The organism is Rhodococcus sp. NPDC047139 (assembly GCF_040643435.1).
In the GTDB taxonomy this organism is placed as follows: domain Bacteria; phylum Actinomycetota; class Actinomycetes; order Mycobacteriales; family Mycobacteriaceae; genus Rhodococcus.
Genome location: NZ_JBEYUH010000005.1, coordinates 203,887 through 227,112, shown reverse-complemented (window position 1 = coordinate 227,112; position 23,226 = coordinate 203,887). Strand labels below are relative to the sequence as shown.

Annotated in this window: 23 protein-coding genes; 18 read left to right on the top strand and 5 right to left on the bottom strand. The window is 67.9% G+C overall.

Features of this window, described 5'->3' with window-relative positions; all coding sequences use genetic code 11:
- The first annotated feature begins 10 nt into the window (after window positions 1-10).
- Both ABZ789_RS08455 and ABZ789_RS08450 read left to right on the top strand, forming a co-directional pair.
- Entirely contained in the window at window positions 11-169 is a 159-nt protein-coding gene (locus ABZ789_RS08455) for a hypothetical protein (protein WP_016933234.1), read from the top strand.
- 77 nt (window positions 170-246) lie between these two features.
- Window positions 247-687, top strand: coding sequence for a hypothetical protein (locus tag ABZ789_RS08450; protein WP_358421766.1), 441 nt, complete (start codon window positions 247-249; stop codon window positions 685-687).
- On the opposite strand, the gene ABZ789_RS08445 is transcribed toward ABZ789_RS08450, so the two are convergent.
- Genes ABZ789_RS08445 through ABZ789_RS08435 form a run of 3 tightly spaced genes read right to left on the bottom strand, consistent with a single transcriptional unit; the run spans window position 644 to window position 3,380 of the window.
- On the bottom strand, window positions 644-1,411 hold the full coding sequence (locus tag ABZ789_RS08445; RefSeq protein ID WP_358421763.1) for a uracil-DNA glycosylase: 768 nt from the start codon (window positions 1,409-1,411) through the stop codon (window positions 644-646). The genes ABZ789_RS08450 and ABZ789_RS08445 overlap by 44 nt on opposite strands.
- Window positions 1,396-2,907, bottom strand: a complete 1,512-nt coding sequence (locus tag ABZ789_RS08440; protein ID WP_358421760.1) for a PH domain-containing protein — start codon at window positions 2,905-2,907, stop codon at window positions 1,396-1,398. Before ABZ789_RS08440 ends, ABZ789_RS08445 begins: the two co-directional genes overlap by 16 nt.
- Window positions 2,904-3,380 carry a PH domain-containing protein gene (locus ABZ789_RS08435; RefSeq protein ID WP_358422156.1) on the bottom strand — a complete coding sequence of 159 codons (477 nt, stop codon included), beginning with the start codon at window positions 3,378-3,380 and terminating at the stop codon, window positions 2,904-2,906. The genes ABZ789_RS08440 and ABZ789_RS08435 overlap by 4 nt, the downstream gene beginning before the upstream one ends.
- 161 nt (window positions 3,381-3,541) lie before the next feature.
- Between ABZ789_RS08435 and ABZ789_RS08430 the strand changes: the two genes are divergently transcribed.
- The 8 genes from ABZ789_RS08430 to ABZ789_RS08395 all read left to right on the top strand — a co-directional run bounded on the left by ABZ789_RS08430 (window position 3,542) and on the right by ABZ789_RS08395 (window position 13,419).
- Window positions 3,542-3,739: a hypothetical protein gene (locus ABZ789_RS08430; RefSeq protein ID WP_358421757.1), complete on the top strand. Its 198-nt coding sequence runs from the start codon at window positions 3,542-3,544 to the stop codon at window positions 3,737-3,739.
- 45 nt (window positions 3,740-3,784) lie between these two features.
- Window positions 3,785-6,385 (top strand): bifunctional FO biosynthesis protein CofGH, encoded by a 2,601-nt coding sequence (locus ABZ789_RS08425; RefSeq protein WP_358421754.1) that lies wholly within the window; start codon window positions 3,785-3,787, stop codon window positions 6,383-6,385.
- A 153-nt stretch (window positions 6,386-6,538) separates the two neighbouring features.
- Complete coding sequence (gene fdxA / locus ABZ789_RS08420; RefSeq protein ID WP_006550573.1) at window positions 6,539-6,862, top strand: ferredoxin; 324 nt, start codon at window positions 6,539-6,541, stop codon at window positions 6,860-6,862.
- A 32-nt stretch (window positions 6,863-6,894) separates the two neighbouring features.
- Complete coding sequence (gene dapC, locus ABZ789_RS08415) at window positions 6,895-8,004, top strand: succinyldiaminopimelate transaminase (RefSeq protein ID WP_358421749.1); 1,110 nt, start codon at window positions 6,895-6,897, stop codon at window positions 8,002-8,004.
- Between the two features lie 68 nt (window positions 8,005-8,072).
- Window positions 8,073-8,777: a rhomboid family intramembrane serine protease gene (locus ABZ789_RS08410; RefSeq protein ID WP_358421746.1), complete on the top strand. Its 705-nt coding sequence runs from the start codon at window positions 8,073-8,075 to the stop codon at window positions 8,775-8,777.
- Window positions 8,778-8,821: 44 nt separating this feature from the next.
- Window positions 8,822-10,252, top strand: coding sequence for an acyl-CoA synthetase (locus ABZ789_RS08405; RefSeq protein ID WP_358421743.1), 1,431 nt, complete (start codon window positions 8,822-8,824; stop codon window positions 10,250-10,252).
- A 212-nt stretch (window positions 10,253-10,464) separates the two neighbouring features.
- The gene (locus tag ABZ789_RS08400; protein ID WP_358422154.1) at window positions 10,465-11,676 is read left to right on the top strand and encodes a helix-turn-helix domain-containing protein; all 1,212 of its coding nucleotides are present in this window, start codon (window positions 10,465-10,467) and stop codon (window positions 11,674-11,676) included.
- 99 nt (window positions 11,677-11,775) lie between these two features.
- Complete coding sequence (locus ABZ789_RS08395) at window positions 11,776-13,419, top strand: substrate-binding and VWA domain-containing protein (protein ID WP_358421740.1); 1,644 nt, start codon at window positions 11,776-11,778, stop codon at window positions 13,417-13,419.
- On the opposite strand, the gene ABZ789_RS08390 is transcribed toward ABZ789_RS08395, so the two are convergent.
- Together ABZ789_RS08390 and dapD are read right to left on the bottom strand one after the other, a co-directional pair.
- The gene (locus tag ABZ789_RS08390; RefSeq protein WP_358422152.1) at window positions 13,388-14,719 is read right to left on the bottom strand and encodes an amino acid permease; all 1,332 of its coding nucleotides are present in this window, start codon (window positions 14,717-14,719) and stop codon (window positions 13,388-13,390) included. The genes ABZ789_RS08395 and ABZ789_RS08390 overlap by 32 nt on opposite strands.
- Window positions 14,720-14,814: 95 nt before the next feature.
- Window positions 14,815-15,768, bottom strand: coding sequence for a 2,3,4,5-tetrahydropyridine-2,6-dicarboxylate N-succinyltransferase (gene dapD, locus ABZ789_RS08385; protein ID WP_358421737.1), 954 nt, complete (start codon window positions 15,766-15,768; stop codon window positions 14,815-14,817).
- 98 nt (window positions 15,769-15,866) lie between these two features.
- On the opposite strand from dapD, the gene dapE reads away from it, so the two are divergent.
- The 8 genes from dapE (at window position 15,867) to ABZ789_RS08345 (ending at window position 23,172) form a co-directional block, all read left to right on the top strand.
- Entirely contained in the window at window positions 15,867-16,943 is a 1,077-nt protein-coding gene (gene dapE, locus ABZ789_RS08380; RefSeq protein ID WP_358421734.1) for a succinyl-diaminopimelate desuccinylase, read from the top strand.
- A gap of 10 nt (window positions 16,944-16,953) precedes the next feature.
- Entirely contained in the window at window positions 16,954-17,754 is an 801-nt protein-coding gene (locus ABZ789_RS08375) for a TIGR00730 family Rossman fold protein (RefSeq protein ID WP_358421731.1), read from the top strand.
- Window positions 17,748-18,308: a TIGR00730 family Rossman fold protein gene (locus ABZ789_RS08370; RefSeq protein ID WP_358421728.1), complete on the top strand. Its 561-nt coding sequence runs from the start codon at window positions 17,748-17,750 to the stop codon at window positions 18,306-18,308. Before ABZ789_RS08375 ends, ABZ789_RS08370 begins: the two co-directional genes overlap by 7 nt.
- Window positions 18,309-18,454: 146 nt before the next feature.
- Window positions 18,455-20,206, top strand: coding sequence for a long-chain-acyl-CoA synthetase (locus ABZ789_RS08365; protein ID WP_358422149.1), 1,752 nt, complete (start codon window positions 18,455-18,457; stop codon window positions 20,204-20,206).
- A gap of 18 nt (window positions 20,207-20,224) precedes the next feature.
- On the top strand, window positions 20,225-21,145 hold the full coding sequence (folP, locus tag ABZ789_RS08360) for a dihydropteroate synthase (protein ID WP_358421725.1): 921 nt from the start codon (window positions 20,225-20,227) through the stop codon (window positions 21,143-21,145).
- Complete coding sequence (locus tag ABZ789_RS08355) at window positions 21,142-22,059, top strand: glucosyl-3-phosphoglycerate synthase (protein WP_358421722.1); 918 nt, start codon at window positions 21,142-21,144, stop codon at window positions 22,057-22,059. Before folP ends, ABZ789_RS08355 begins: the two co-directional genes overlap by 4 nt.
- Window positions 22,060-22,153: 94 nt before the next feature.
- The gene (locus ABZ789_RS08350) at window positions 22,154-22,561 is read left to right on the top strand and encodes a DivIVA domain-containing protein (protein ID WP_358421719.1); all 408 of its coding nucleotides are present in this window, start codon (window positions 22,154-22,156) and stop codon (window positions 22,559-22,561) included.
- The gene (locus ABZ789_RS08345; RefSeq protein WP_358421717.1) at window positions 22,558-23,172 is read left to right on the top strand and encodes a DNA-3-methyladenine glycosylase I; all 615 of its coding nucleotides are present in this window, start codon (window positions 22,558-22,560) and stop codon (window positions 23,170-23,172) included. The genes ABZ789_RS08350 and ABZ789_RS08345 overlap by 4 nt, the downstream gene beginning before the upstream one ends.
- The last annotated feature ends 54 nt before the right edge of the window (window positions 23,173-23,226 follow it).

The window sequence follows — 23,226 nt, the reverse complement described above, 5'->3', positions numbered from 1 at the left end:
GGGGTTGTCGATGTACAACTGGTCCGTCCAGAACCAGATCGTCGCGTTCGTGGATTCGCTGAGGCCCTACGCCGACGAGATACGCGCCGACTACTGGCATGCGCTGTACGCCTTCGCCGACCAGCAGAGCGCCCTGCTCACCATGCTCGGATACCCGCCCGTTCCCTGACGGCTCGGGCTCGTGCCGCCGGCCCGTCCGCAGACCCCGGTTGCGCTCGCACCGGTCCGGTAGCGCACCATCGAAGTATGACGGTCGATCCAGCAACCGCTGCACCCATCGCGTCGCCGGTCGATGCACAGCCACGCCGGGGCCTCGTCGCGCTGCTCGTGCTCGACGGTGCGCTGTGCGCCCTGCTGTCGGTCTTCTACCTCGGTCTGTACGTCGCCGGGGTGCCGTTCCCGATCACGATCCTCCTGGCCGGAGCCGCCAACCTGCTCCTGGTGATGGCGGTCCGAGCCGAGGCCGGCTCCTTGCGGACAGCGACCTTGCCGCTGCTGGCCTGGGCCGTCACCTTTCTCGTCTGTCTCGTAGGAGGGCCGGGCGGCGACCAGCTCGCGATCGGCGACTGGCGAACCCTCCTGCTACCGATCGCGGCGCTCGCTCCTGCGGGCGGCTATCTGTTCTCGGCGCGTATCAAGGAGATCACCCAGGCGGGAGCAGGGACGCCGCCCGGGCCGCGTCCCTGAGCACCTCGGTCACCATCTCCTGCGTCAGCCTGCCGGTGAAGGTGTTCTGCTGGCTGACGTGATAGCAGCCGAACAGGTGCAGCGGATGCTCGCGCGCAGTGGCCGGAGCCAGCAGCGCGTGCGCACGGTGCCCGAATTTCGGGCGTGGGACGGGAACGGTCCACCCCGAGGCGGACAGGACGGGCAGCAGCGCCTGCCACCCGAAACCGCCGAGCACGACGACCGAACGCAGCGTCGGGGAGAGCAGGTCCAGTTCCTGTTCCAGCCACTTGCGGCAGGCGTCGCGTTCCACGACCGTCGGGCGGTTGGCCGGCGGCGCGCAGTGCACCGGTGAGGTGATGCGTGTGCCGAACAGCTCGAGGCCGTCCCCGATGTGCGTCGCGGTCGGCTGCGACGCCAGACCCGCCTCGTGGAGGGCGGCGTAGAGCACGTCGCCCGACCGGTCGCCGGTGAACATACGTCCTGTGCGGTTCCCGCCGTGCGCGGCGGGGGCCAGCCCGACGATCAGCAGTGCTGCATCGGCCGGACCGAAACCCGGCACGGGCCGGCCCCAGTACTCCTCGTCACGGAAGGCTGCACGCTTCTCCCGTGCGACCTGCTCGCGCCACGCGACCAGCCGCGGACATGCGCGACAGCCGACGAGCGCCTCGTCGAGTTCGGCCAGGGTGGTCGGGGGAGTGCCCTCGAGGGGTCCGGGTCCCGAGGGATTCAATGCTCTGTCCATCCTTCAGCCATACCCGGCGTAACCTCCTGGATCAGACCCCACGCCTGCTCGATCGGGATATCGAGCACCTCGTAGTGCCCCGCCCCTGCCGGAGTCGCCGCGACGACGGTCGCGAGTCCGGCTCGACGCTGGAAGAAGGTCTGCCGCACCGTCCATCCGATCACACCGTCCCAGTCGAGGCAGATGCGTTGCCGGTCGATCGAGCCGCTCCGCGCGACCAGATGCCCCGCTACGACGGCATGGCCGAGACCTCGATAGCGGTCCTGTGCCAGTGCACACGCCGCGGCGACCAGCAGCGCTGTTCCCGTGACGATCACGGGCACCGGCACCTCTCGCCCCGCGACGGCGAATACGGCGACCACCGCGACCACCACGGCAACCACGGGCCCCAGCGTCCGCACATAGCGACGACGACGGGCACGTGGCCCGTGAGACCGGAGCGGCACGTCGAGCGGCAGTCCGTCCGTGAGCACCTCGGCCGCGACACGCCGTACCTCGCGTTCGGGCGCGGACGGCAGGACCAGCGACGAACCGCCCTGCTGTGCAGCGACTCCCGTCATGATCGCGTCCAGACGTGCAGCACCGACCAGACGCAGCGCGAGCGGTTCACGCAGAGAGACCCCGCGTAGCCTCGCACGGTCGAGGGTGGTGTGACGGGTGGTGAGCAGGCCGTGTGCGATTCGCAGCACCCGGTCGTCGTCGCTGACGCGCAGGTCCCCGTAGACCAGCAGGTACCGCACGCACGCCGCCGCACTCGCCACGAGGACGACGACCACGATGACGATGGCGAGGGCCACGATCGGCCCGAGGTCTTCCGCCCTCTCGACGGCACGGCGGAAGGTCTGCGAGTCGGCGATCCACCGGCCGAAGCCGAACTGGAATGCGGCACCGGCGGCGGCCGCGACGCCGAGCAGGCCCGTCGTCGAGAACGGTGCGTATCGCACCCAGCCGAAGTCGAATCGTGCCAGCTCTCGCTCACTGTGGACGGAGGTGGCCGGAGCCGGATCGGACGGCGTGGTGTCCTGTCCCGGAGTCAGGAGAACTGCACGCAGATCGGGGACGGCGGAGATGGGCAGGCCGTCGAGTTCGAATCGATTCGGGTCGCCACTCCGGCTCAGTCCCGTCCCGATCTTCACGACGGCGAGGCCGAGCACTCGGTGCAGCACGCGCTGTTCGACGTCCACCGAGCGGATGCGGCTGCGGGGAATCGACAACTCCCGTCGTTGCAGCAGACCGCGGCGGAGTTCGACGTGAACGGGGCCGACGCGGTAGGTGGTGGTGAACCACCGCGACAGGCCGACCAGCACGAGTACGCCCGTCGCTGCGATCCCCCAGACAGGATTTCCGCTGGTTGTTCCGATGACGAACGAGCCGACGAGTACGGGCAGCAGTCGCAGGATCTCCTCGATCGGGTGGATCACCAGCATCTTGCGGTCCAGGCGCGACCACGGCACCTGTTCGTCCGTGGCGGCCGCGGGGGCGACGGCATCCCTCATGTCGCGTCCGTCTCGATGCCTGCCGCGAGCGCGGTCAGGCGAGCTACGGCCTCGTCCGCGACGCCGCTGTCGAGCCCGACTATCTTCACCGCCCCGGCGGTAGAGGCGGTGGTGACGGTGACGGTCGTCAGGCCGAACCGGCGGTCGAGCGGCCCCCTTTCCGTGTCGACGGTCTGGATCCTCGAAATCGGCGCGATCCGGTCTTCCTGTGTCCACCATCCCGAACGGGTGCAGACCGCGGTGTCGTCCATCTCCCAGCGATGCACGCGGTAACGCCAGGCCGGCACCACCGCGACGTGCAGTCCGCAGAGAACGACGGTGGCCGACGCGGCGGCGATGTGCCACGCGGCGCCCGTGGGTGCGACGAACACCCACACCACCTGCGCGACGATCGGGGGGATCCACATCAGGGCCGCGTTCACCGCCCACAGCACCCGCACCTTCGGGCTCGGGCGCCACGAGGGTGCCCTCATGACCACGCTCGGCCGGACACCGGTCCCTGGCTCGTCCGCCACCGCACCTCCTGCTCCGTTGCGATCCGTGTTCGGTTCCACGCTAGGCTTGATCCGTACCGACAGGCGGACTCGGTCGATCCGGCTTCCGCGGATCGGACCGTTCAGAGGAGGAGATCGCAATGACAGAGTCGAATGCGCTCGGCATCGAGATCCAGTCCGACAACGATTCCGAGGCCGACCGGCTCGAGCAGGCCACGCCCGTCTATGACGATCCCGCCGACGTCCTGCCCTCGAACGTGCCGCTCGAGGCCGACCCGGCCGACACCTACGAGCAGTACCGCGAAGTCCCGGCGGACGACGACTACCCGCACGAATAGACCCCGAGGTGGCATGGGGGTGCGGGTAGGCGCATGATCGGGCGCATGACCGATTCCGCAGACGACACCCCGCAGTCCGCGATGCTCCCGACCCCCGCCGTGCGGCCGGGCGCCGCATCTCGCACCACGGCGACACCATCGGGAATGCGACGTGCGCTGCGCCGGGCTCGCGACGGAGTCGCCCTGAACGTCGACGAGGCAGCGGTACTGCTGCAGGCTCGGGGCGCGGATCTCGAGGATCTCTGTGCGTCGGCGGCCAGGGTGCGCGATGCCGGCCTGCTCGCCGAAGCGCGCCCCGGCACGGTCACCTATTCGCGGAAGGTGTTCGTCCCCATCACCAAGTTGTGCCGGGACCGATGCCACTACTGCACCTTCGTCACGGTGCCCGGCAAGCTCCGGGCCGAGGGACGCGGCATGTATCTCGAACCCGACGAGATCCTCGAGATTGCCCGCCAGGGAGCCGAACTGGGTTGCAAGGAGGCCTTGTTCACGCTGGGCGACCGACCCGAGGACCGCTGGCCCGAAGCGCAGCAGTGGCTCACCGAGCGCGGATACGATTCGACGCTCGCGTACGTGCGGGCGATGGCGATCCGCGTCCTGGAGGAGACCGGACTGTTGCCCCACCTCAATCCCGGGGTGATGAGCTGGGCCGAGATCTCGCGGTTGAAGCCGGTCGCGCCCTCGATGGGCATGATGCTCGAGACCACCTCCGAGCGGTTGTTCACCGAGAAGGGCCAGTGCCATCACGGCAGTCCCGACAAGAACCCGGCCGTGCGTCTGCGGGTGCTCACGGACGCGGGACGCCTCGCGGTGCCGTTCACCACGGGGATCCTCGTCGGGATCGGTGAGAACTTCACCGAGCGCGCCGAATCGATCCATGCGATTCGGAAGTCCCACAAGGCTTTCGGTCACATTCAGGAAGTGATCGTCCAGAACTTCCGTGCCAAGGACGGCACTGCGATGCGCGATGTGGACGACGCGGATCTCGACGAGTTCCTCGCCGCTGTCGCCGTCGCGCGGTTGGTCCTCGGGCCGGACATGCGCATCCAAGCGCCGCCGAACCTGGTCTCGCTCGACGAATGCCGTGCGCTGCTCGGTGCCGGTATCGACGACTGGGGTGGCGTCTCGCCGCTGACGCCCGACCACGTCAACCCAGAACGGCCCTGGCCGAACCTCGACACGCTGGCGCGTCTGAGTGCCGAGGCCGGTTTCGAACTCACCGAGCGAATCGCCGCTCAGCCGAAATACGTGCTGGCCGGGCAACCGTGGATCGACCCGCGCATAACCGCTCACGTGCACGCCCTCGCCGACCCGAGCACGGGTCTCGCGCGTACCGAGGTGATCCCTTCCGGACTGCCCTGGCAGGAACCCGACATCGACTGGGAGTCGTCGGGACGTGTGGACCTGAACTCCGAGATCGACGTCACCGGTCGCAACACCGCACATCGTTCGGATCTCGGAAGTGCGTTCGGCGACTGGGAAACCGTTCGTGAACAGGTGCTCGCGCTGGGCACTTCCGCGCCGGTGCGACTCGACAGCGACGTGCTCTCGGCGTTGCGGTCCGCCGAGCGTGATCCGGGCGGCTGCTCCGACACCGACTACATCACCCTCGCCAATGCGGACGGCGCCGGCCTCGAAGCGCTCGTGGCACTCGCCGATCAACTGCGACGCGACACCGTCGGCGACGACGTCACCTACGTCGTCAACCGGAACATCAACTTCACGAACATCTGCTACACCGGTTGCCGCTTCTGCGCCTTCGCCCAGCGCAAGGGCGACGCCGACGCCTTCACGCTCTCGACGAGCGAGGTGGCCGACCGGGCGTGGGAAGCGCATGTCGCCGGTGCCACGGAAGTGTGCATGCAGGGCGGCATCGATCCGGAATTGCCGGTGACCGGCTACGCCGATCTCGTGCGGGCCGTCAAGGCCCGGGTGCCGTCGATGCACGTCCACGCCTTCTCGCCGATGGAGATCGTCAACGGGGTCGCCCGCAGCGGTACGTCCATCCGGGAGTGGCTGACCGAACTGCGCGCTGCGGGACTCGACACCATTCCCGGTACCGCCGCCGAAATCCTCGACGACGAGGTGCGATGGGTGCTCACCAAGGGGAAACTGCCCACGGCGGAATGGATCGAGGTGGTGACCACTGCGCACGAGGTGGGCCTGCGCTCGAGTTCGACGATGATGTACGGACACGTCGACCAGCCGCACCACTGGGTCGGCCACCTGAACGTGATCCGCGGGATCCAGGACCGCACAGGCGGGTTCACCGAGTTCGTGCTGTTGCCCTTCGTCCACCAGTCGTCGCCGCTGTATCTCGCCGGCGCGTCGCGTCCGGGCCCGACCATGCGCGACAACCGCGCCGCGCACGCTCTCGCCCGGGTGATGCTGCACGGCCGGATCGACAACATCCAGACCAGTTGGGTGAAACTCGGGGTCGCCGGAACCCGGGCGATGCTCGAAGGCGGGGCCAACGACCTCGGAGGCACTCTGATGGAGGAGACCATCTCGCGCATGGCCGGCTCGCAGCACGGCTCGGAGAAAACCGTCGCCGAACTCGTCGCGATCGCTGAGGGTATCGGGCGGCCCGCACGCCAGCGGACCACCGCGTACACGCCCGTAGAGGTCTCGGTCGGCCCGAGCTGACCGCCGGCCGAGGTCGACGGTCGTAGTAGGTGACCCTAACTCTGGGGTGCTGCGGGCGGTCGGGGGATACTGGAGGACCGTGGACGTCGAGAACGTCCGCTCGGGTGAGGCCACGCAGGTCGGCGGGCCGACAGAGAGGCAGGGAGAACAGCAGTGACGTACACGATTGCGGAACCGTGCGTGGATGTGTTGGACAAGGCATGCATCGAGGAGTGCCCCGTCGACTGCATCTACGAGGGTGGTCGCATGCTGTACATCCACCCTGACGAATGCGTCGACTGTGGTGCATGCGAACCCGTGTGCCCCGTCGAAGCGATCTTCTACGAGGACGACGTACCGGACGAGTGGTCCGAGTATGTCAAGGCGAACGTCGACTTCTTCAACGATCTGGGCTCGCCCGGTGGTGCTGCGAAGCTCGGCAAGGTCGACTACGACCCGCCGTTCGTGAAGAACCTCCCTCCCATGGGTGAGGAATAGGTGCCGGTGACGATCGGACCGATGGAACAGTCGTGAGCACACGTGTTCGCCGTTCGGTGGCCAAGAATCTGCCGGACTTCCCCTGGGATTCCCTGACCGATGCCAAGGCCAAGGCCGCAGCTCATCCGGACGGTATCGTCAACCTGTCGGTGGGAACACCCGTCGACCCGGTAGCGCCCGTCATCCGAGAGGCGCTCGCATCGGTCGCCGAGACACCCGGCTATCCCGCCACTCACGGCACCGCCGAGTTGCGGGCCGCCGCTGTCGGTGCGCTCGCGCGTCGCTACGGCGTCACCGGAGTCGAGGAAGCGGCGGTCCTGCCGGCGATCGGCACCAAGGAGATGATCGCCTGGCTGCCGTCGCAGCTCGGCCTCGGGGCCGGCGATCTCGTCGTCATCCCCGAGCTGTCGTACCCGACCTACGAGGTGGGCGGTCTGCTCGCCGGCGCCCGCATCATGCGTGCCGACGGACTGACCCGCCTCGGACCGGAGGGCGCCGACCTCGTCTTCGTGAACTCGCCCTCGAACCCGACCGGAAAGGTGCTCGGACCCGACCACCTGCGCAAGGTCGTCGAGTGGGCGCGCGACCGCGGCTCGATCATCGTGTCCGACGAGTGCTATCTCGGCCTCACCTGGGAGGGTGAGGCACTGTCGATCCTGCACCCGAGCGTGTGCGGTGGTGATCACACCAATCTGCTCGCCGTGCACTCGCTGTCGAAGACCTCGAATCTCGCGAGCTACCGAGCCGGCTTCGTCACCGGCGACGCCGACCTCGTCGCCGACCTGCTCGAGGTCCGCAAGCACGCCGGCATGATGCTGCCGTTGCCGATCCAGGCGGCGATGACCGCGGCTCTGAACGACGACGAGCATGAGAACGCTCAGCGGGAGAAGTACCGCAAACGTCGCGAGGTGCTGCTCGCCGCTGTGCGCGCCGCCGGCTTCACCGTCGACCATTCGGAGGCGGGACTGTATCTGTGGGCGTCGCGTGGCGAAGAGTGCCGGGCGACCGTCGACTGGTTCGCAGAACGTGGAATCCTCGTGGCGCCCGGTGAGTTCTACGGGCCCGGTGGTGTGCTGCACGTCCGGATCGCACTCACCGCGACCGACGACGACATTGCGGCGGCCGCCGAGCGATTGCACTGACCGCTGTCGCAGTCGCCGGATTACGCGCAGCCCCGTCCGAGCAGACCGTTCGCCGGTAGATTGGCACCGTGAGTTCGTCGGGTGAGGATCCACGGCTGTGGGTGCTCTACGTCGCCGTGGTGGCGATCGCCGCGGCGAGTGCGTCGCGCTCCTGGTCCGGTAGCGCTGCGCACTCGACGATCCGATCGTTCTGGTGGCGCCCGCCCGTCGCGGCCACGGTGCTGTGGTCGGTGGTCGCGGCAATGTCGCTGGCCCGCCTGATCTTCCCGGATCTGCTCGACGTCTTCCGTCGGCAGCCGGTGCGCACTCGCGATGTGGGGGAGTGGTGGCGCATCCTCACGGCCGGTCTGGTCGAGGACGGCGGGGTGCTGCTCACGGTGGTGAACCTCGCGCTGTTCGCGGTGGTCGCCCTCGCGATTGTCCGCGTGTGGGGTTGGTACCGGGCGCTCGGGCTGGTGGTGGCCGGACAGGTGCTGTGGGGATTGTTCACCACCTTCGTGTTCCCGTCGGACGGTGCGGGCACTACCGGAGCGACGCTCGCCTCGGCCGCGACCCTGGCGGGGCTGTGGCCGGTGGTCGGAGCACCACGCTCGCTGCTCCTCGCCGCGGCGACGACCTTCGTCCTCGGCGTGCTGCTCGTGCTGGCGGGCGACGCCCACGGCGTGGCGATTCTGATCGGCATGCTGCTCGGGGCGGTACTCGCCACCGTCCTGCCCCCACCGCACCCGGCGCGTGCGTCGATGTCTGCGATGCGCGGTGATGTACACACCTGACCGCCTCGACGGAAGTGCGGTGGCGGTATGGGATCGTGACTGCTGTGTCTGCACTGCTTCGTTCGTTGAACCCGCTGGCCGTCGCACGTGGCGACGATCTTCCGGATGCCGTTCGCATCGACGGCCATACCTTCTCCCGCAGTGATCTGCTCGGCGCGGCCACCGCAGTCGCGGCGCGGGTGGCGCGGGCGGATCGGGTGGCCGTGCTCGCGACTCCGAGCCCCGCAACCGTGGTGGCCGTGACGGGGGCTCTGCTGGCCGGGACGACCGTGGTGCCGGTGCCGCCGGATTCCGGGCCCGCCGAACTCGCGCACATCCTGAGGGATTCGGGTGCGCAGGCCTGGCTCGGTCCGGTGCCGGGCGTGCAGCATCCCGACGTGCCGGAGTTACCGGCTCTGCCTGTCCGGTTGCATGCCCGCGACTGGCACCACCTGCCCGAGCCGAGTCCGTCGCGAATCGCGTTCGTGCTCTACACCTCCGGCACCACAGGTGCACCGAAGGGCGTACTCCTTTCCCGGCGGGCGATCGCTGCGGGTGTCGATGCGCTCGCGCAGGCGTGGGACTGGACGGAACGCGACACCCTGGTGCACGGACTTCCGCTGTTCCACGTGCACGGACTGGTGCTCGGGCTGGTCGGAGCACTGCGGGTGGGTAGCAGACTGGTGCATACCGGCAGGCCGACGCCCCGGGCATACGCGGAAGCGAAGGGCTCCCTGTACTTCGGGGTGCCGACGGTGTGGTCGCGCATCGTCGAGGACGAGGAGGCGGCTCGTGCGCTGAGCGGGGCGAGACTGCTCGTCTCCGGCAGTGCGCCGCTGCCCGTGCCGGTCTTCGAACGACTGAGCGAGTTGACGGGCCTGGTCCCGATCGAGCGCTACGGCATGAGCGAGACGATGCTGACCCTGAGCACCCGGGTGGACGGTGAGCGTCGTCCCGGCTGGGTCGGTACGCCGGTCGCCGGGGTCGAGACACGACTGCGCGACGAGCAGGGCCGCGAGGTGCCGCACGACGGCGAAAGCATCGGTGTGCTGCAGGTCCGCGGTCCGATGCTGTTCGACGGCTACCTGAACAGGCCCGAAGCGACCGCTGCGGCGTGGACGGAGGACGGCTGGTTCGTCACGGGCGACGTGGCGGTGATCGACGAGGGCGGTTTCCATCGCATCGTGGGCCGGGAATCGACCGATCTGATCAAGACCGGTGGCTTCCGGGTGGGAGCGGGAGAGGTCGAGACGGTGTTGCTCGGGCATCCGTCGGTACGGGAGGTGGCGGTGGTGGGGCTTCCGGACGAGGACCTCGGCCAGCGGATCGTGGCGTTCGTGGTGCCCTCGGCCGAAGGTCTCGAGGTCGACGAGGAAGAATTGACCAGTCTTGTCGCGCAACAACTTTCTGTCCACAAGCGACCTCGCGAGGTGCGCGTGGTGAGCGCGCTTCCGCGCAATGCGATGGGTAAGGTGCAGAAGAAACAACTGGGCTGAGGCATCCGGACCCGAGACCGCTCCGAGGCGAGTTCCTGTTTCCGGAACTTCGCGGAAATCGGTCACAGGGGTTGCATGTGTCACACTGCGAGGCGGATTCTCTACTGCACTGTGTAGATCTACTCACTTCGATGGGGGTTCGAGGGATGTCTGTACCGGATCATGTCCGGGTGCCCGGGCGCGACCGCCGGGGGGACGGTGACCACGCGCCGATGTTCCTGGTGGACGGAAAGCCCGCGTCCGTTCCGCTGCGCGATCTGCCGGCAGTGGCCCGCAAACTCGTGGCGCACTTCGCCGACAACGTGGCTCCGTGCTCGCTGCGACCGGGGGAATCGCTGCGCGGTGACGTCACCGAGGTGACGGTGCGCTGCCTGCGCATCGCGGTCCATCTCCTCGATTCGGGAGAACTGCCGTCCGACGCCGAACTCGCCGATCTGCGCAGTAGCGCTGCTCAGTGGGCACGCGCCGGCTTCCGCCTCGAATACATGCTCCGCATCTATCACGAGGGCATCAGGCTCGGCTGGGAGCTCGTCACCGACCGTGCCCGGGAGGGAGATGTCGCCTCCGTCGCCGACGCGTCCCGCTTGTGGATGGCCCTTCTCGAAAAGGTCACCGTCGCCGCAACCACCGGTTTCGTCTCCGAACTGGATGCCATCCGGCGCGAACGCGACGTCGGAGCGCAGGAGCTGGTCACTGCTCTGCTCAGCGGACAGGACGCGGCGACTGTCGCACAGCGTTCGGGCCTCGTACTGGCCGACACCTACACCGTGCTCGCGGTCTCGCTCACCCGTCACCCGGACGAGCGCAATCCGCACGTGCGTCCGGAGGTCGTCGCGCGCCGCACCCTGCGCCGGGTCGAGACCGAACTCGAATCGCTCTGCGAGGGCCGTCACCTCGCGATGCTCGGTCCGGAAGGGGGCACCGTACTGCTGCCCGACTCACCGTTGCCCGAGGCGATCGAGAGCTTCCGGCAACGCATCGAAACCGTCGCAGGCGTGTCGGTCACGCTCGCCCTCGTGCACGCCCCCGTCCGGGAGGTGCCCGCTGCAGCGAAGCAGGCTCACGAACTGCTCGACCTCGTGCGCCGGCTCGGCCGCCCGGTCGGTGCCTACCGCATGCAGGATCTCGCCCTCGAGTACCAGCTCACCCGGCCGGGACCGGCGCGTCGCCACCTCGCACGACTGCTCGATCCGCTCGACGAATCACCCGAACTCGTCGAGACCCTGGAAACGCATATCGCGCACGATCTCAGCCGTCAGCTCACCGCCCGTACCCTGCACGTCCACGCGAACACGGTGGACTATCGGCTCAAGCGGGTCGCGCAGCTGACCGGCTTCGATCCCACCCGGCCCTCCGGACTGCGGCAATTGCAGGCCGCACTCATCGCCCGGCGACTCGAACTGGAGAGCGCCGAACAAAGCTGACATCGCATCGGATTCGCGCTTCCCCGGTCTCGCGGTCGATATCATCGGTGTCGGTGACGAAGGGGCGTCACTCGGGGTGAACGCGAGGGGGGCCGAGGTATGGCCGGGGAGTCCGAGCCGTCCGATCCGGATCCGCCGGGCCGTGGTGGCGCGGCACACGGGGGCGCAGGCTCGGGCGTGCGCCGGGCGAGCCGGACGATCGTCGCGGCGATTCTGGTGCTCGCAGTAGGGGCGCTCGCGTTCCTCGTCGTGGAGGAACGAAGCGACTGTGATGTCGTCGACCGCTACACCGTGTCGGTGTCGTCGGATCTCGCGCCTGTCGTGGAGGAGATCCGGGGCGTCGATTGCGTGGAATTCGAGGTCGTCGAACAGGAACCGGGTGAGGTGTCGGCACGGCTCGCCACGGACGACGTCCCGGACCTGTGGATCCCGGCCGGCGGGTGGTGGGCCTCGTGGGCGGCGAAGACTGCCTCGGGTCCGGTGCGCACCGTCTCCACGCCTCTCGCCACGACGCCGCTGGTACTCGCGGGCCCACCCGGTGCGGTCGGACCGGTACCCCATTGGCAGGCCGCTCTGTCCCTGCCCGATCTCGCCTTCGGTGATCCGTTGCGATCGGGTCCTGCGGTGGGTGCCATCCGCGCCGTGCTGGCCGAGGTGGCCGACGACCCGGTCGCGATCGGGAAGGTACGTCCGGTCATGGCGCCGCTGGCCGAGCGTGAGCTGGTCCGGGGCGAGGCAGCGCCGATAGGTTCGAAAGCGCTCGACGAAGTCCTCTCGAACGGCGGGACGGTGGTGAGCACCGAGCAACAGGTGGACACCTACCGCCGTGTCAACGAACGCGATCTCGCTACCGCCGTACCCGCGAGTGGCACCCTGCTCGTCGATTACCCCATGGTCGTGACCGCACAAGGAGACAGACACGACCAGGCTGCATCGGCTGCGATCGTGCTCGTCGACGCGCTGCACGCACCCGAAGGGCTGGACAGACTGGCTCGGTACGGCTTCCGCGACGGAGGCGGGCGTGCTTTTCCGGACGGTCGTGGCGTCGGTCCCGTTTCCGTGTTGGAACTCCAGGACGAGAGTGTCGCGGAGGAGGCCATGAATGTGTGGGAGTTGCAGGCGCTTCCGGTCCGCACCATCCTGGCGGTGGATGTATCCGCGTCGATGAATCGCAGTCTCGGCGACGAGCGCCGGATCGACCTGGTCCGTCGTGCGGCAACGGCCGCCGGGGACGTCCTGCCGGGGAGCGTCGCGGCCGGGCTGTGGTTCTTCGGCGTGCGAGTCGGCGATGCTCCCGGCGGTGACTACGTCGAGGCCGCGCCGATACGGCGTTTCGATTCGGAGGTCGAGGGCGGGACCCACCGCGACCATCTCACCTCGCTCGTGGCGCAGATGGCCGGCACGGCGGACGAGAACACAGCGCTCTACGACACGATCCTCGCGGCCTTCCGGCACGTGCGGGACAGCTACGATCCGCGAGCAGCCAACAGCGTGGTCGTGGTGACGGACGGCGCCGACGACGGCTCGGACCTGTCGAAGGACGAACTGCTCGACACCCTCGCGGCCGAGAAGGATCCGTCCCGGCCGGTCCGAGTGGTGACGATCGGGCTCGGCGAGGACGTCGACCTCGAGACACTGGACCGGATCGCCGGAGCGACCGGAGGGACGAGTTACCGGACGATCGATCCCCTCGACATCACCGGACTCGTGGTCACAGCACTGGTTGATCGGACGGGGCGTTGACCGTCCGTCCCCGGCTACGCTGCCAGATCACCCCGAGCAAGGTGATGATCACGAACAACACGAAGGTCGATGCGAGCTGGACCCGGGCGTCGGGGTCGGACAGCATCAGCGCGATGAAGCCGATGAGCATCGCCAGGGTGAACCAGCTGAGATAGGGGAACAGCCACATGCGCAGCCGCAGGGTGCCCTCTCGCTCGAACCTGCGCCTTAGGCGCAGATGCGCGACGACGATGAACAGCCAGATGGCGATCAGGGCCGATCCGACCGCGTTGAGGAGGATGCCGAGGATCGTGTCGGGCAACAACCAGTTGAGCCACACGCTGACGAATCCGAAGAACACCGACACGAGCACCGCGTTGCGGGGCACTCCGTGGTGGGTGAGCTTGCTCAGCCAAGCCGGACCATCGCCTCCGCGCGCAAGCGAGAACGCCATCCGGGAGGTGCCGTAGACATTGGCGTTGAACGCCGACAGCAGCGCGACCACCACTACGAGTTCCATGAAGCCGGACACATAGGGGATGCCGGCGATGTCGAGGACGGAGACGAACGGGGAGGTCTCACCACTCGCCGCAGTCCACGGAAGCACGAGCACCATGATCGAGATCGAGCCGAGGTAGAAGAGCGAGATCCGCCAGACGACACTGCGCACGGCGGTGGCGATGGAACGTTCGGGATCCTTCGATTCGGCCGCGGCGATCGTGACGATCTCGATGCCACCGAACGCGAAGGCCACCGCGAGCAGGCCGGCCGCGACGCCGGCGATACCGTTGGGTGCGAATCCGTCCCCGTCACCGAAGAGGTGAGTGGTACCGACGGGTTCGGTTCCGGGGAGCAGTCCGAAGACGAGCAGGACGCCGACCACCAGGAACCCGATGATGACCGCGACCTTCAGAGCCGCGAACCAGAACTCGAACTCGCCGAAATTGGCGACCCGTGCGAGGTTGACGACCGCGAAGAAGGTCACGAACACCAGCGCGACCACCCATTGGGGTACCCCCGGCAGCCAGGACTGCACGATCGCCGAGGCGCCGGTGATCTCGACACCCAGAACCATGATCAGCATGAACCAGTAGAGCCAGCCCATGCTGAACCCGGCCCAGCGTCCGATACCGATCCGCGCGTAGTGCGAGAAAGACCCGCTGACCGGCAGCGCAGCACCCATCTCGCCGAGCATGCGCATCACGAAGATGATCATCACTCCGGCGAGCAGGTACGACACGATGATGGCCGGACCGGCCGCGGAGATACCGACCCCCGAACCGAGGAACAGGCCGGCTCCGATGGCGGATCCGAGCCCCATCATCGTCAGGTGACGGACCTTCAGGCCGCTTCCGAGATGTTCGACCTCTGGGGTGGGCTGGGGGGTTGCACTCACGGCTGCCGGTTCCGAATCGTCTAGTCGTTGGCGTGCAGTGCAGCGTTCAGTTCGACGCCGCTGCCCTTGTTCGGCACGACTTCGACCGCACCGCTCACGGAGTTGCGGCGCAGCAGCAGGTTGGAGGCGCCGCTGAGGGTGGCCGCCTTGACCACCGTGCCGTCCGGGCCGGTGACCTTGGTGCCCGCGGTGACATACAGGCCGGCCTCGACGATGCAGTCGTCGCCGAGCGAGATGCCCACGCCCGCGTTCGCGCCGAGCAGGCAGCGCTTACCGACGGAGATGACCTCCTTGCCGCCACCGGAGAGGGTGCCCATGATCGAGGCGCCACCGCCGATGTCGGAGCCGTCGTCGACGACGACGCCCGCGGAGATCCGGCCCTCGACCATGGAGTTGCCGAGTGTGCCGGCGTTGAAGTTGACGAAGCCCTCGTGCATCACGGTGGTGCCGGATGCGAGGTGCGCACCGAGGCGGACCCGATCGGCGTCGGCGATGCGGACACCGGAGGGAACGACGTAGTCGACCATGCGCGGGAACTTGTCCACGCCGTAGACGGTGACGGGACCGCGGATACGGAGGCGCGAGCGCACGGTTTCGAAGTTGTCGACCGCGCACGGGCCGTAGTTGGTCCACACGACGTTCGCGAGCAGACCGAAGATGCCGTCGAGGTTGAGCCCGTGCGGGCGAACGAGGCGATGCGACAGCAGGTGCAGTCGCAGGTAGGCGTCGTGAGTGTCGACGGGCGGCTTCGAGAGGTCGGCGATGTCGGTCCGGACCACGACCTGCAGGACCTCACGAGCCTCGTCCGTGCCGGCGAGAAGAGCCAGGTCGGACGGGATGTCGGTGCCCTCGAGGCGTGTCGTTCCGCTTTCGCTCGGCTCGCCGAGGGTGGGGGCGGGGTACCACGTGTCGAGGACGGTTCCGTCCTCCGTGATGTTCGCGATGCCTACTGCTGATGCTCCGTGTGCACTCACGGGTGGAAAGCGTACGCGAGGCCATCTCGCGGCTGTGTCCGCCCTGAGGAAATCGTGTGCGGGGCCTGAGCGAGATGCTCGTTTCGTATCGTGCAGGTATGCCTGTACCGCAGCTGGACCTGCATGCCGACCCCGTCGAACTGACCGCCGCACTCGTCGACATACCGAGTGTGTCGCAGGACGAGGCGCTCATCGCCGATGCCGTGGAAGCAGCCTTGCGTGAGCAGACCGACGGCTTCGAGATCGTGCGCAACGGCAATTGTGTCCTGGCGCGCACGAACCGTGGACTCGGCAGCCGCGTACTGCTCGCCGGGCATCTGGACACCGTGCCGATCGCCGACAACCTGCCGTCCCGGCGTGACGGCGACCTGCTGTGGGGATGCGGCACCTCCGACATGAAGGCCGGGGACGCGGTGTTCCTGCACCTCGCCGCAACCGTCACCGATCCTGCTCACGACCTGACCATCGTGATGTACGACTGCGAGGAGATCGCGGCGTCGTTCAACGGGCTCGGCCGGATCGAGACCGACCTGCGCGACTGGCTCGAGGCGGATGTCGCGATCCTGGGCGAACCCACCTCGGGTGAGATCGAGGCCGGATGCCAGGGCACCCTCCGGGTACGGATCACCACCGACGGGGTACGAGCGCATTCGGCGCGGTCCTGGCTCGGCGACAACGCCATCCACAAGCTCGCCCCCGTGCTCGAGCGCCTGGCCCGGTACGAGGCGCGTTCGGTCGACATCGATGGCTGTGTGTATCGGGAAGGGCTGTCCGCCGTGCGCATCGAGGGTGGGGTCGCGGGGAACGTCGTACCGGATGCAGCTGCGCTCGACGTGAACTTCCGGTTCGCTCCGGATCGCAGCCCCGACGACGCACTCGCGCATGTCAGGGAGGTCTTCGACGGTCTCGCGATCTCGATGGAACTCACCGACATGTCGCCGGGAGCACTGCCCGGGCTGTCGAACCCGGCGGCGGCCGCGCTGGTCGAGGCCGCGGGCGGACGGTTCCGGGCCAAGTACGGCTGGACCGACGTATCGCGGTTCGCGGCGCTGGGCATTCCCGCCGTCAACTACGGTCCGGGCGATCCGAACCTCGCGCACAAGCGCGACGAGCACGTCGAGGTCGGACGGATCACGGAGGTGACCTCCGTCCTGCGCACCTATCTCACCCGATAATCTGGCCGCCATGGCCGGTGACAAGTCGCCCGAAGACGGTTCCCGTCGTGAGATCGTGCACCGGGGTCCGGTGCAGCTGCGCGGCGAGCGGGCCCGCGAGGCGACCACGATGGATCAGCGATTGCTCGATCGCCGAGGACCGTCCGACTGGGTGCACACGGATCCGTGGCGCGTGCTCCGGATCCAGAGCGAGTTCGTCGAAGGTTTCGGCGCTCTCGCCGAGGTACCCCGCGCCGTGGCCGTATTCGGTTCGGCCCGCACACCTGCCGGGCATCCGGAATACGAGCTCGGCCGCCGGCTCGGCGCCGCGCTCGTCGACGCCGGGTACGCCGTCGTCACCGGTGGCGGGCCGGGGGCGATGGAGGCGGCCAACCGGGGTGCCAGCGAGGCCGGAGGGTTCTCGATCGGTCTGGGTATCGAGTTGCCTTTCGAACAGACCATCAACGAGTGGGTCGATCTCGGACTCAACTTCCGGTACTTCTTCGCGCGCAAGACGATGTTCGTGAAGTATTCGCAGGCGTTCGTGTGCCTCCCCGGTGGTTTCGGCACCCTCGACGAGCTGTTCGAGGCTCTGACGCTCGTGCAGACTCGCAAGATCACGCAGTTCCCGATCGTGCTGGTCGGCTCGGACTACTGGAGCGGCCTGGTGGGGTGGGTGCGCGACGTCCTGGTCCGTGACGCCAAGATCGCGCCGGCCGATCTGGATCTGCTGCACGTCACCGACAGCGTGGAGGAGACCGTGAACATCATCCTCGAGGCCCATCGGGGCGAGGACGAGAACGAACTGTACGGGCAGGAGGGTGGATGGTGACCGAGCCGTTGTCGGTCTGTGTGTACTGCGCGTCGGGGCCCGTCGACTCGCAGTTCCTCGAACTCGCGGCCGCAGTGGGGACCGCGATCGGCCGACGCGGCTGGCAGTTGGTCTCCGGCGGCGGCAATGTGTCGATGATGGGTGCGGTGGCCGAGGCGGCCCGCGTGGCAGGGGCACACACGATCGGTGTCATCCCCAAGGCGCTCGTGCACCGCGAGGTGGCGGACGTCGACGCCGACGAATTGATCGTGACCGAAACGATGCGCGAGCGTAAACGCATCATGGAAGACCGCGCCGACGCCTTTCTGACCTTGCCCGGTGGAATCGGAACCCTCGAGGAACTGTTCGAGACGTGGACGGCTGGGTATCTAGGTATGCATGACAAGCCGGTGGTGCTGCTCGACCCGATGGGGCACTTCGACGGCCTGCTCACCTGGCTCGAATCGATGGTCGACACCGGATTCGTGGCGCGGCGCGCACTCGACGGCCTCGAGATCACCACCGACCTCGACGACGCGCTCGCTCGCTGCGCAGCGCCGTACGCGGCGGTCTGAAATGTTCCACTCTGCCGCGCTCTTATCTACTCTTCGGTAAGTTCGGGGAACGCTGCGGGTGTTCCCCGGGCGAGTTCTCCAGTCCCCGACGTCGCCGTGAGGATCCTTCAGTGACCACTCAGTCCGATCGAGACAGTGCCCCCGTCGTGTCCCTGCCCGGACTCGTCTCGAAACTGCCCCGGATGGCCGCCGACCTTCCCATCGTATTGCGCGGTGCCGTCGGGATGACCAGGAAGCCGAGCGCCCGAGAAACGATCGGCTCGGTGTTCCAGAACCTCGCCGAACGACATCCGGATCGGCCGTTCCTGCGGTTCGAGGGAGAGACGGTCACCTACGGTGACGCCAACGCTCAGGTCAACCGTTACGCATCGGTGCTCGCCGGTCGTGGTGTCGGGACGGGCGACGTCGTCGGAATCCTCATGGGCAACCGGCCCGAGACGCTCCTGGTTGCTCTGGCCGCGGTCAAACTCGGTGCGGCTGCCGGGATGCTCAACATCAATCAGCGCGGCGAAGTCCTCGACCACAGTCTGGCCCTGCTCGACAGTGCCGTCCTGGTGGTCGGGGAGGAATGCGAGGACGCGGTCGACTCCCTCGAGGGAGAACCGCAGGCCCGAACCGTGCTTCGTTTCGACGAACTCCATACCTCTGCCCGGGATGCCGATGCGTCGAACCCGGCCGTCACGGAAGAACTTCGGGCGTCTGAGACCGCCTACTACATCTTCACCTCCGGTACGACGGGACTGCCGAAGGCGAGCCGGATGACCCACTTCCGGTGGTTGAAGTCGATGTCCGGACTCGGCAGCCTCGGTGTGCGCCTGCGCCGCACCGACGTCCTGTACTCGTGCTTGCCGCTCTACCACAACAACGCCCTCACGGTCGCGTTGTCCTCGGTGCTCGCCGCAGGAGCCACCTTCGGGCTCGGCCGGAAGTTCTCGGCGTCCAATTTCTGGGACGACGCACAACGCAACGGAGCGACGGCCTTCATCTACATCGGTGAGATCTGCCGCTACCTGCTCAACCAGCCGCCGCGCGAGGACGACAGCGCTCACGGGATCCGTCTCGCTGTCGGCAACGGTCTGCGTGCCGAACTCTGGGACGAGTTCACCGAGCGTTTCGGCATCGATCGCGTCGTGGAGTTCTACGGCGCCAGCGAATGCAACATCGCCTTCGTCAACGCGCTCGATCAGAAGCGCACCGCCGGTATCTGCCCGCTGCCCTATGCCGTGGTCGAATACGACCCGGATTCCGGACTGGCCCGCCCCGGAGAAGACGGCCGGTTGCGCAAGGTCGGTCGCGGTGAGGTCGGACTGCTCCTCGCGAAGGTCACCTCCCGTGCTCCCTTCGACGGTTACACCGACGCCGAGGCGACCGAGAAGAAGTTGCTGCGCGACGCGTTCTCCGACGGCGACGTGTGGTTCGACACCGGAGATCTCGTCCGCAACCAGGGCTACATGCACGTCGCCTTCGTGGACCGCCTCGGCGACACCTTCCGCTGGAAGGGTGAGAATGTCGCGACGACGCAGGTCGAGGCAGCGGTGTCGTCGCACGAGACGGTCGACGAGGCCGTCGTCTACGGGGTCGAGGTCGACGGCGCCGACGGCCGTGCCGGTATGGCCGCGATCACACTGAAGGACGGTGCCGAGTTCGACGGCGCCGCACTCGCGAAGACCCTGCAAGACGCGCTGCCCGAGTACGCCGTTCCATTGTTCGTCCGCATCGTCGACGAGCTCGAGTACACGACGACCTTCAAGAGCCGGAAGGTCGAGCTGCGCAAGGAGGGCTACACCGGAAGCGGTGAGGACGACGTGTACGTGCTCGCGAATCGCAGCGAGGGCTATCAGCCGATCTTCGACGGGTACGTCGAAGGCGTCGCGCGAGGTGAATTGCCCGGTCGCTGATCATGTCAGGATGGGAGCATGAGCGGCCCCGCGACCGAAATCCACGAGCCCACCTCCGTGACCCGTCCAGGTCCGGCACCGGACACCCTCTGCGGGCGTCGAGTCGCCACCGACCGGGCACTCGTCATGGCGATCGTCAACCGGACACCGGACTCGTTCTACGACCGGGGAGCGACCTTCGAGGACGAGGCGGCGCTCGCCGCTGTCGATCGTGCGGTGGCCGAAGGGGCCGACCTCGTGGACATCGGGGGAGTCAAAGCCGGTCCCGGTGAGGTCGTCGACAGTGACGAGGAGACACGGCGTGTCGTGCCTTTCGTCGCGGCGATCCGGGAGCGCTATCCGGACGTGCTCATCAGTGTCGACACCTGGCGCAGCGAGGTCGCCCGTCGTGCGGTGGGCGAAGGCGCCGATCTGATCAACGACACGTGGGCAGGTGCCGACCCCGACCTCGTCGCGGTCGCCGCCGAACTCGGTGCGGGCATCGTGTGCTCGCACACCGGCGGTGCCGTTCCGCGTACCCGGCCGCACCGGGTGAGATACCGGGACATCGTCGACGAGGTGGTGACCGAGGTCGTCGCGGCGGCGGATGCCGCCGCCCGCGCCGGTGTGGCGAGCGACTCGATCCTCATCGATCCGACCCATGATTTCGGGAAGAACACCTACCACGGGCTCGCTCTGTTGCGGCACGTGGACGTTCTTGTAAAAACCGGGTGGCCGGTGCTGATGGCGCTGAGCAACAAGGACTTTGTCGGGGAGACTCTGGGTGTCGAACTGGCCGACCGGTTGGAGGGCACATTGGCAGCGACAGCATTGGCCGCAGCGGCCGGCGCACGGATGTTCCGGGTACACGAGGTAGCAGCCACACGTCGGGTGGTCGACATGGTCGCGGCGATCGCGGGCACACGCCCGCCGGCGCGCACGGTGAGGGGGCTGGCATGAGCGCACCTGCACGCACATGGAACGAGGTCAACAGCTGGGATCGCCCGACCTGGGAGATCGACGAACTGGTCGAGGCCAAAGCAGGCCGCACGGTGACCGTGGTGTTGCCCGCACTGAACGAGGAGGAGACCGTCGCGGGGGTGATCGCCACGATCCGCCCGTTGCTCGGTGGGCTCGTGGACGAACTCGTGGTCCTCGATTCCGGATCCACGGACGACACCGCGGTACGGGCGCGGGCGGCGGGCGCCCGGGTCCTGTCCCGCGAGGAGGCGGTACCGGGTATCACGCCCGTGCCGGGTAAGGGTGAGGTGTTGTGGCGGTCGCTCGCCGCGACCTCCGGCGACATCATCGCCTTCGTCGATTCAGACCTGATCGATCCCGACCCGGCCTTCGTGCCGAAACTGCTCGGACCGCTCCTGCTCGGCGACGGTGTCCACCTCGTCAAGGGGTACTACCGGCGTCCGCTGCGCAGCAGCGCAGGAGAGGATGCCCACGGCGGTGGGCGGGTCACCGAACTCGTGGCTCGGCCCCTGCTCGCGGCGCTTCGGCCCGAGCTGACCTGTGTACTGCAACCGCTCGGCGGTGAGTACGCCGGCACGCGCGAACTGCTGGAGTCGGTGCCGTTCGCACCGGGCTACGGGGTGGAAATCGGATTGCTGCTCGACACCTACGACCGATTCGGTCTCCACGCGATCGCGCAGGTCAATCTCGGTGTCCGCAAGCACCGCAACCGGCCGCTGTCCGAACTCGGAGCGATGAGCCGGCAGATCGTGGGCACGATGCTCGCGCGCTGCGGGATCGCCGATTCCGGCGCGCCGCTCACCCAGTTCCTGGTGGAGGGCGAGGCATTCGTGCCGTTCGACACGAACGTCGACCTCGCCGACCGGCCGCCGATGGTGACGGTCACCGGCTGACAGCCTCGTCCGGTCCGAACGGCAGGCTCGTCCGGACCGGACGGGGGCGGCACGTCCCGGAACCGCTGTCGGTGATTCGTGCCAAGATCGGACCATGCTCACGGTTCTGCTGTACGTGCTCGTGATGGCGGGGGTCGCCGCGGTGTTGTTCTTCGTGGCGAGCGCCGTCTTCGGCCGCGGCGAGACCTTGGCGCCGCTACCTCCGGGGACCACGGTCACCGTGTTGCCGGCCGCGGAGATCACCGGTACCGACATCCGCGACCTGCGGTTCCAGCAGGCCTTGCGCGGGTACAAGATGAGCGAGGTCGACTGGGCGCTCGATCGGCTCGCCCGCGAGGTCGACGATCTGCGAGCCCGGCTTGCCGATGCAGAGGAGCGTGCGGGCGGTGCGCCGACCGTGGCGGGCGAGGCCTCGGCCCCACCGGCCGGCGACGTCGGCGTGAACGACGCCCCGGGTGGTGCCGAGGCGGATTCCTCCCCGACCCGCCGGGAGGCGCGATGACCACCGACGAGCGGGTGCGGTGCCCGTGGGCGGTGGACGGCCCCGGTTCGTCGCTCTACCGCGACTATCACGACTACGAGTGGGGCCGCCCGCTGCACGGGCGCGACGAACTGTTCGAGCGGTTGTCGCTCGAAGCGTTCCAGTCGGGTCTGTCGTGGTTGACGATCCTGCGTAAACGGGAGGCCTTCCGCGTTGCCTTCCGCGGATTCGATGTCGATGCGGTCGCCCGTTTCACACAGGCCGACGTCGAACGCTTGCTCGCCGACGCCGGCATCGTGCGCAACCGCCGCAAGATCGAAGCGGTGATCGCGAACGCACAGGCCGTGCTCGGCCTCCCCACCGACCTCGACAGCCTGTTGTGGTCGTTCGCGCCACCGCGACGCGCGCGACGGTGGAACACAGTCGAAGCGATCCCCGCCGTGACGCCGGAGTCCACGGCGATGGCACGTGAGCTCAAGCGTCATGGCTTCCGGTTTGTGGGCCCTACCACTGCATATGCGCTGATGCAGGCTACCGGAATGGTCGACGATCACCTGGAATCGTGCTGGGTGTCACTCGGGTCACGGCACTCGGAGAAGGGTTCTACCCAGGAGTCAGCTACGCGCACGTAATCCGGATAGGGAAGAATGAGAAGGTGCGCGTCGCCGTGACCGGCGATGCAACCA

Coding starts and splice junctions, on each gene's coding strand:
- folP (WP_358421725.1), top strand. CDS start 20,225: ATGAGCGGCCCCGCGACCGAAATCCACGAGCCCACCTCCGTGACCCGT.
- ABZ789_RS08395 (WP_358421740.1), top strand. CDS start 11,776: ATGGCCGGGGAGTCCGAGCCGTCCGATCCGGATCCGCCGGGCCGTGGT.
- ABZ789_RS08370 (WP_358421728.1), top strand. CDS start 17,748: ATGGTGACCGAGCCGTTGTCGGTCTGTGTGTACTGCGCGTCGGGGCCC.
- ABZ789_RS08400 (WP_358422154.1), top strand. CDS start 10,465: ATGTTCCTGGTGGACGGAAAGCCCGCGTCCGTTCCGCTGCGCGATCTG.
- ABZ789_RS08425 (WP_358421754.1), top strand. CDS start 3,785: ATGACCGATTCCGCAGACGACACCCCGCAGTCCGCGATGCTCCCGACC.
- ABZ789_RS08440 (WP_358421760.1), bottom strand. CDS start 2,907: ATGAGGGATGCCGTCGCCCCCGCGGCCGCCACGGACGAACAGGTGCCG.
- ABZ789_RS08430 (WP_358421757.1), top strand. CDS start 3,542: ATGACAGAGTCGAATGCGCTCGGCATCGAGATCCAGTCCGACAACGAT.
- ABZ789_RS08345 (WP_358421717.1), top strand. CDS start 22,558: ATGACCACCGACGAGCGGGTGCGGTGCCCGTGGGCGGTGGACGGCCCC.
- ABZ789_RS08435 (WP_358422156.1), bottom strand. CDS start 3,380: ATGAGGGCACCCTCGTGGCGCCCGAGCCCGAAGGTGCGGGTGCTGTGG.
- ABZ789_RS08355 (WP_358421722.1), top strand. CDS start 21,142: ATGAGCGCACCTGCACGCACATGGAACGAGGTCAACAGCTGGGATCGC.
- ABZ789_RS08350 (WP_358421719.1), top strand. CDS start 22,154: ATGCTCACGGTTCTGCTGTACGTGCTCGTGATGGCGGGGGTCGCCGCG.
- ABZ789_RS08375 (WP_358421731.1), top strand. CDS start 16,954: ATGGCCGGTGACAAGTCGCCCGAAGACGGTTCCCGTCGTGAGATCGTG.
- ABZ789_RS08390 (WP_358422152.1), bottom strand. CDS start 14,719: ATGGGGCTCGGATCCGCCATCGGAGCCGGCCTGTTCCTCGGTTCGGGG.
- ABZ789_RS08450 (WP_358421766.1), top strand. CDS start 247: ATGACGGTCGATCCAGCAACCGCTGCACCCATCGCGTCGCCGGTCGAT.
- ABZ789_RS08445 (WP_358421763.1), bottom strand. CDS start 1,411: ATGGACAGAGCATTGAATCCCTCGGGACCCGGACCCCTCGAGGGCACT.
- dapE (WP_358421734.1), top strand. CDS start 15,867: ATGCCTGTACCGCAGCTGGACCTGCATGCCGACCCCGTCGAACTGACC.
- ABZ789_RS08455 (WP_016933234.1), top strand. CDS start 11: ATGTACAACTGGTCCGTCCAGAACCAGATCGTCGCGTTCGTGGATTCG.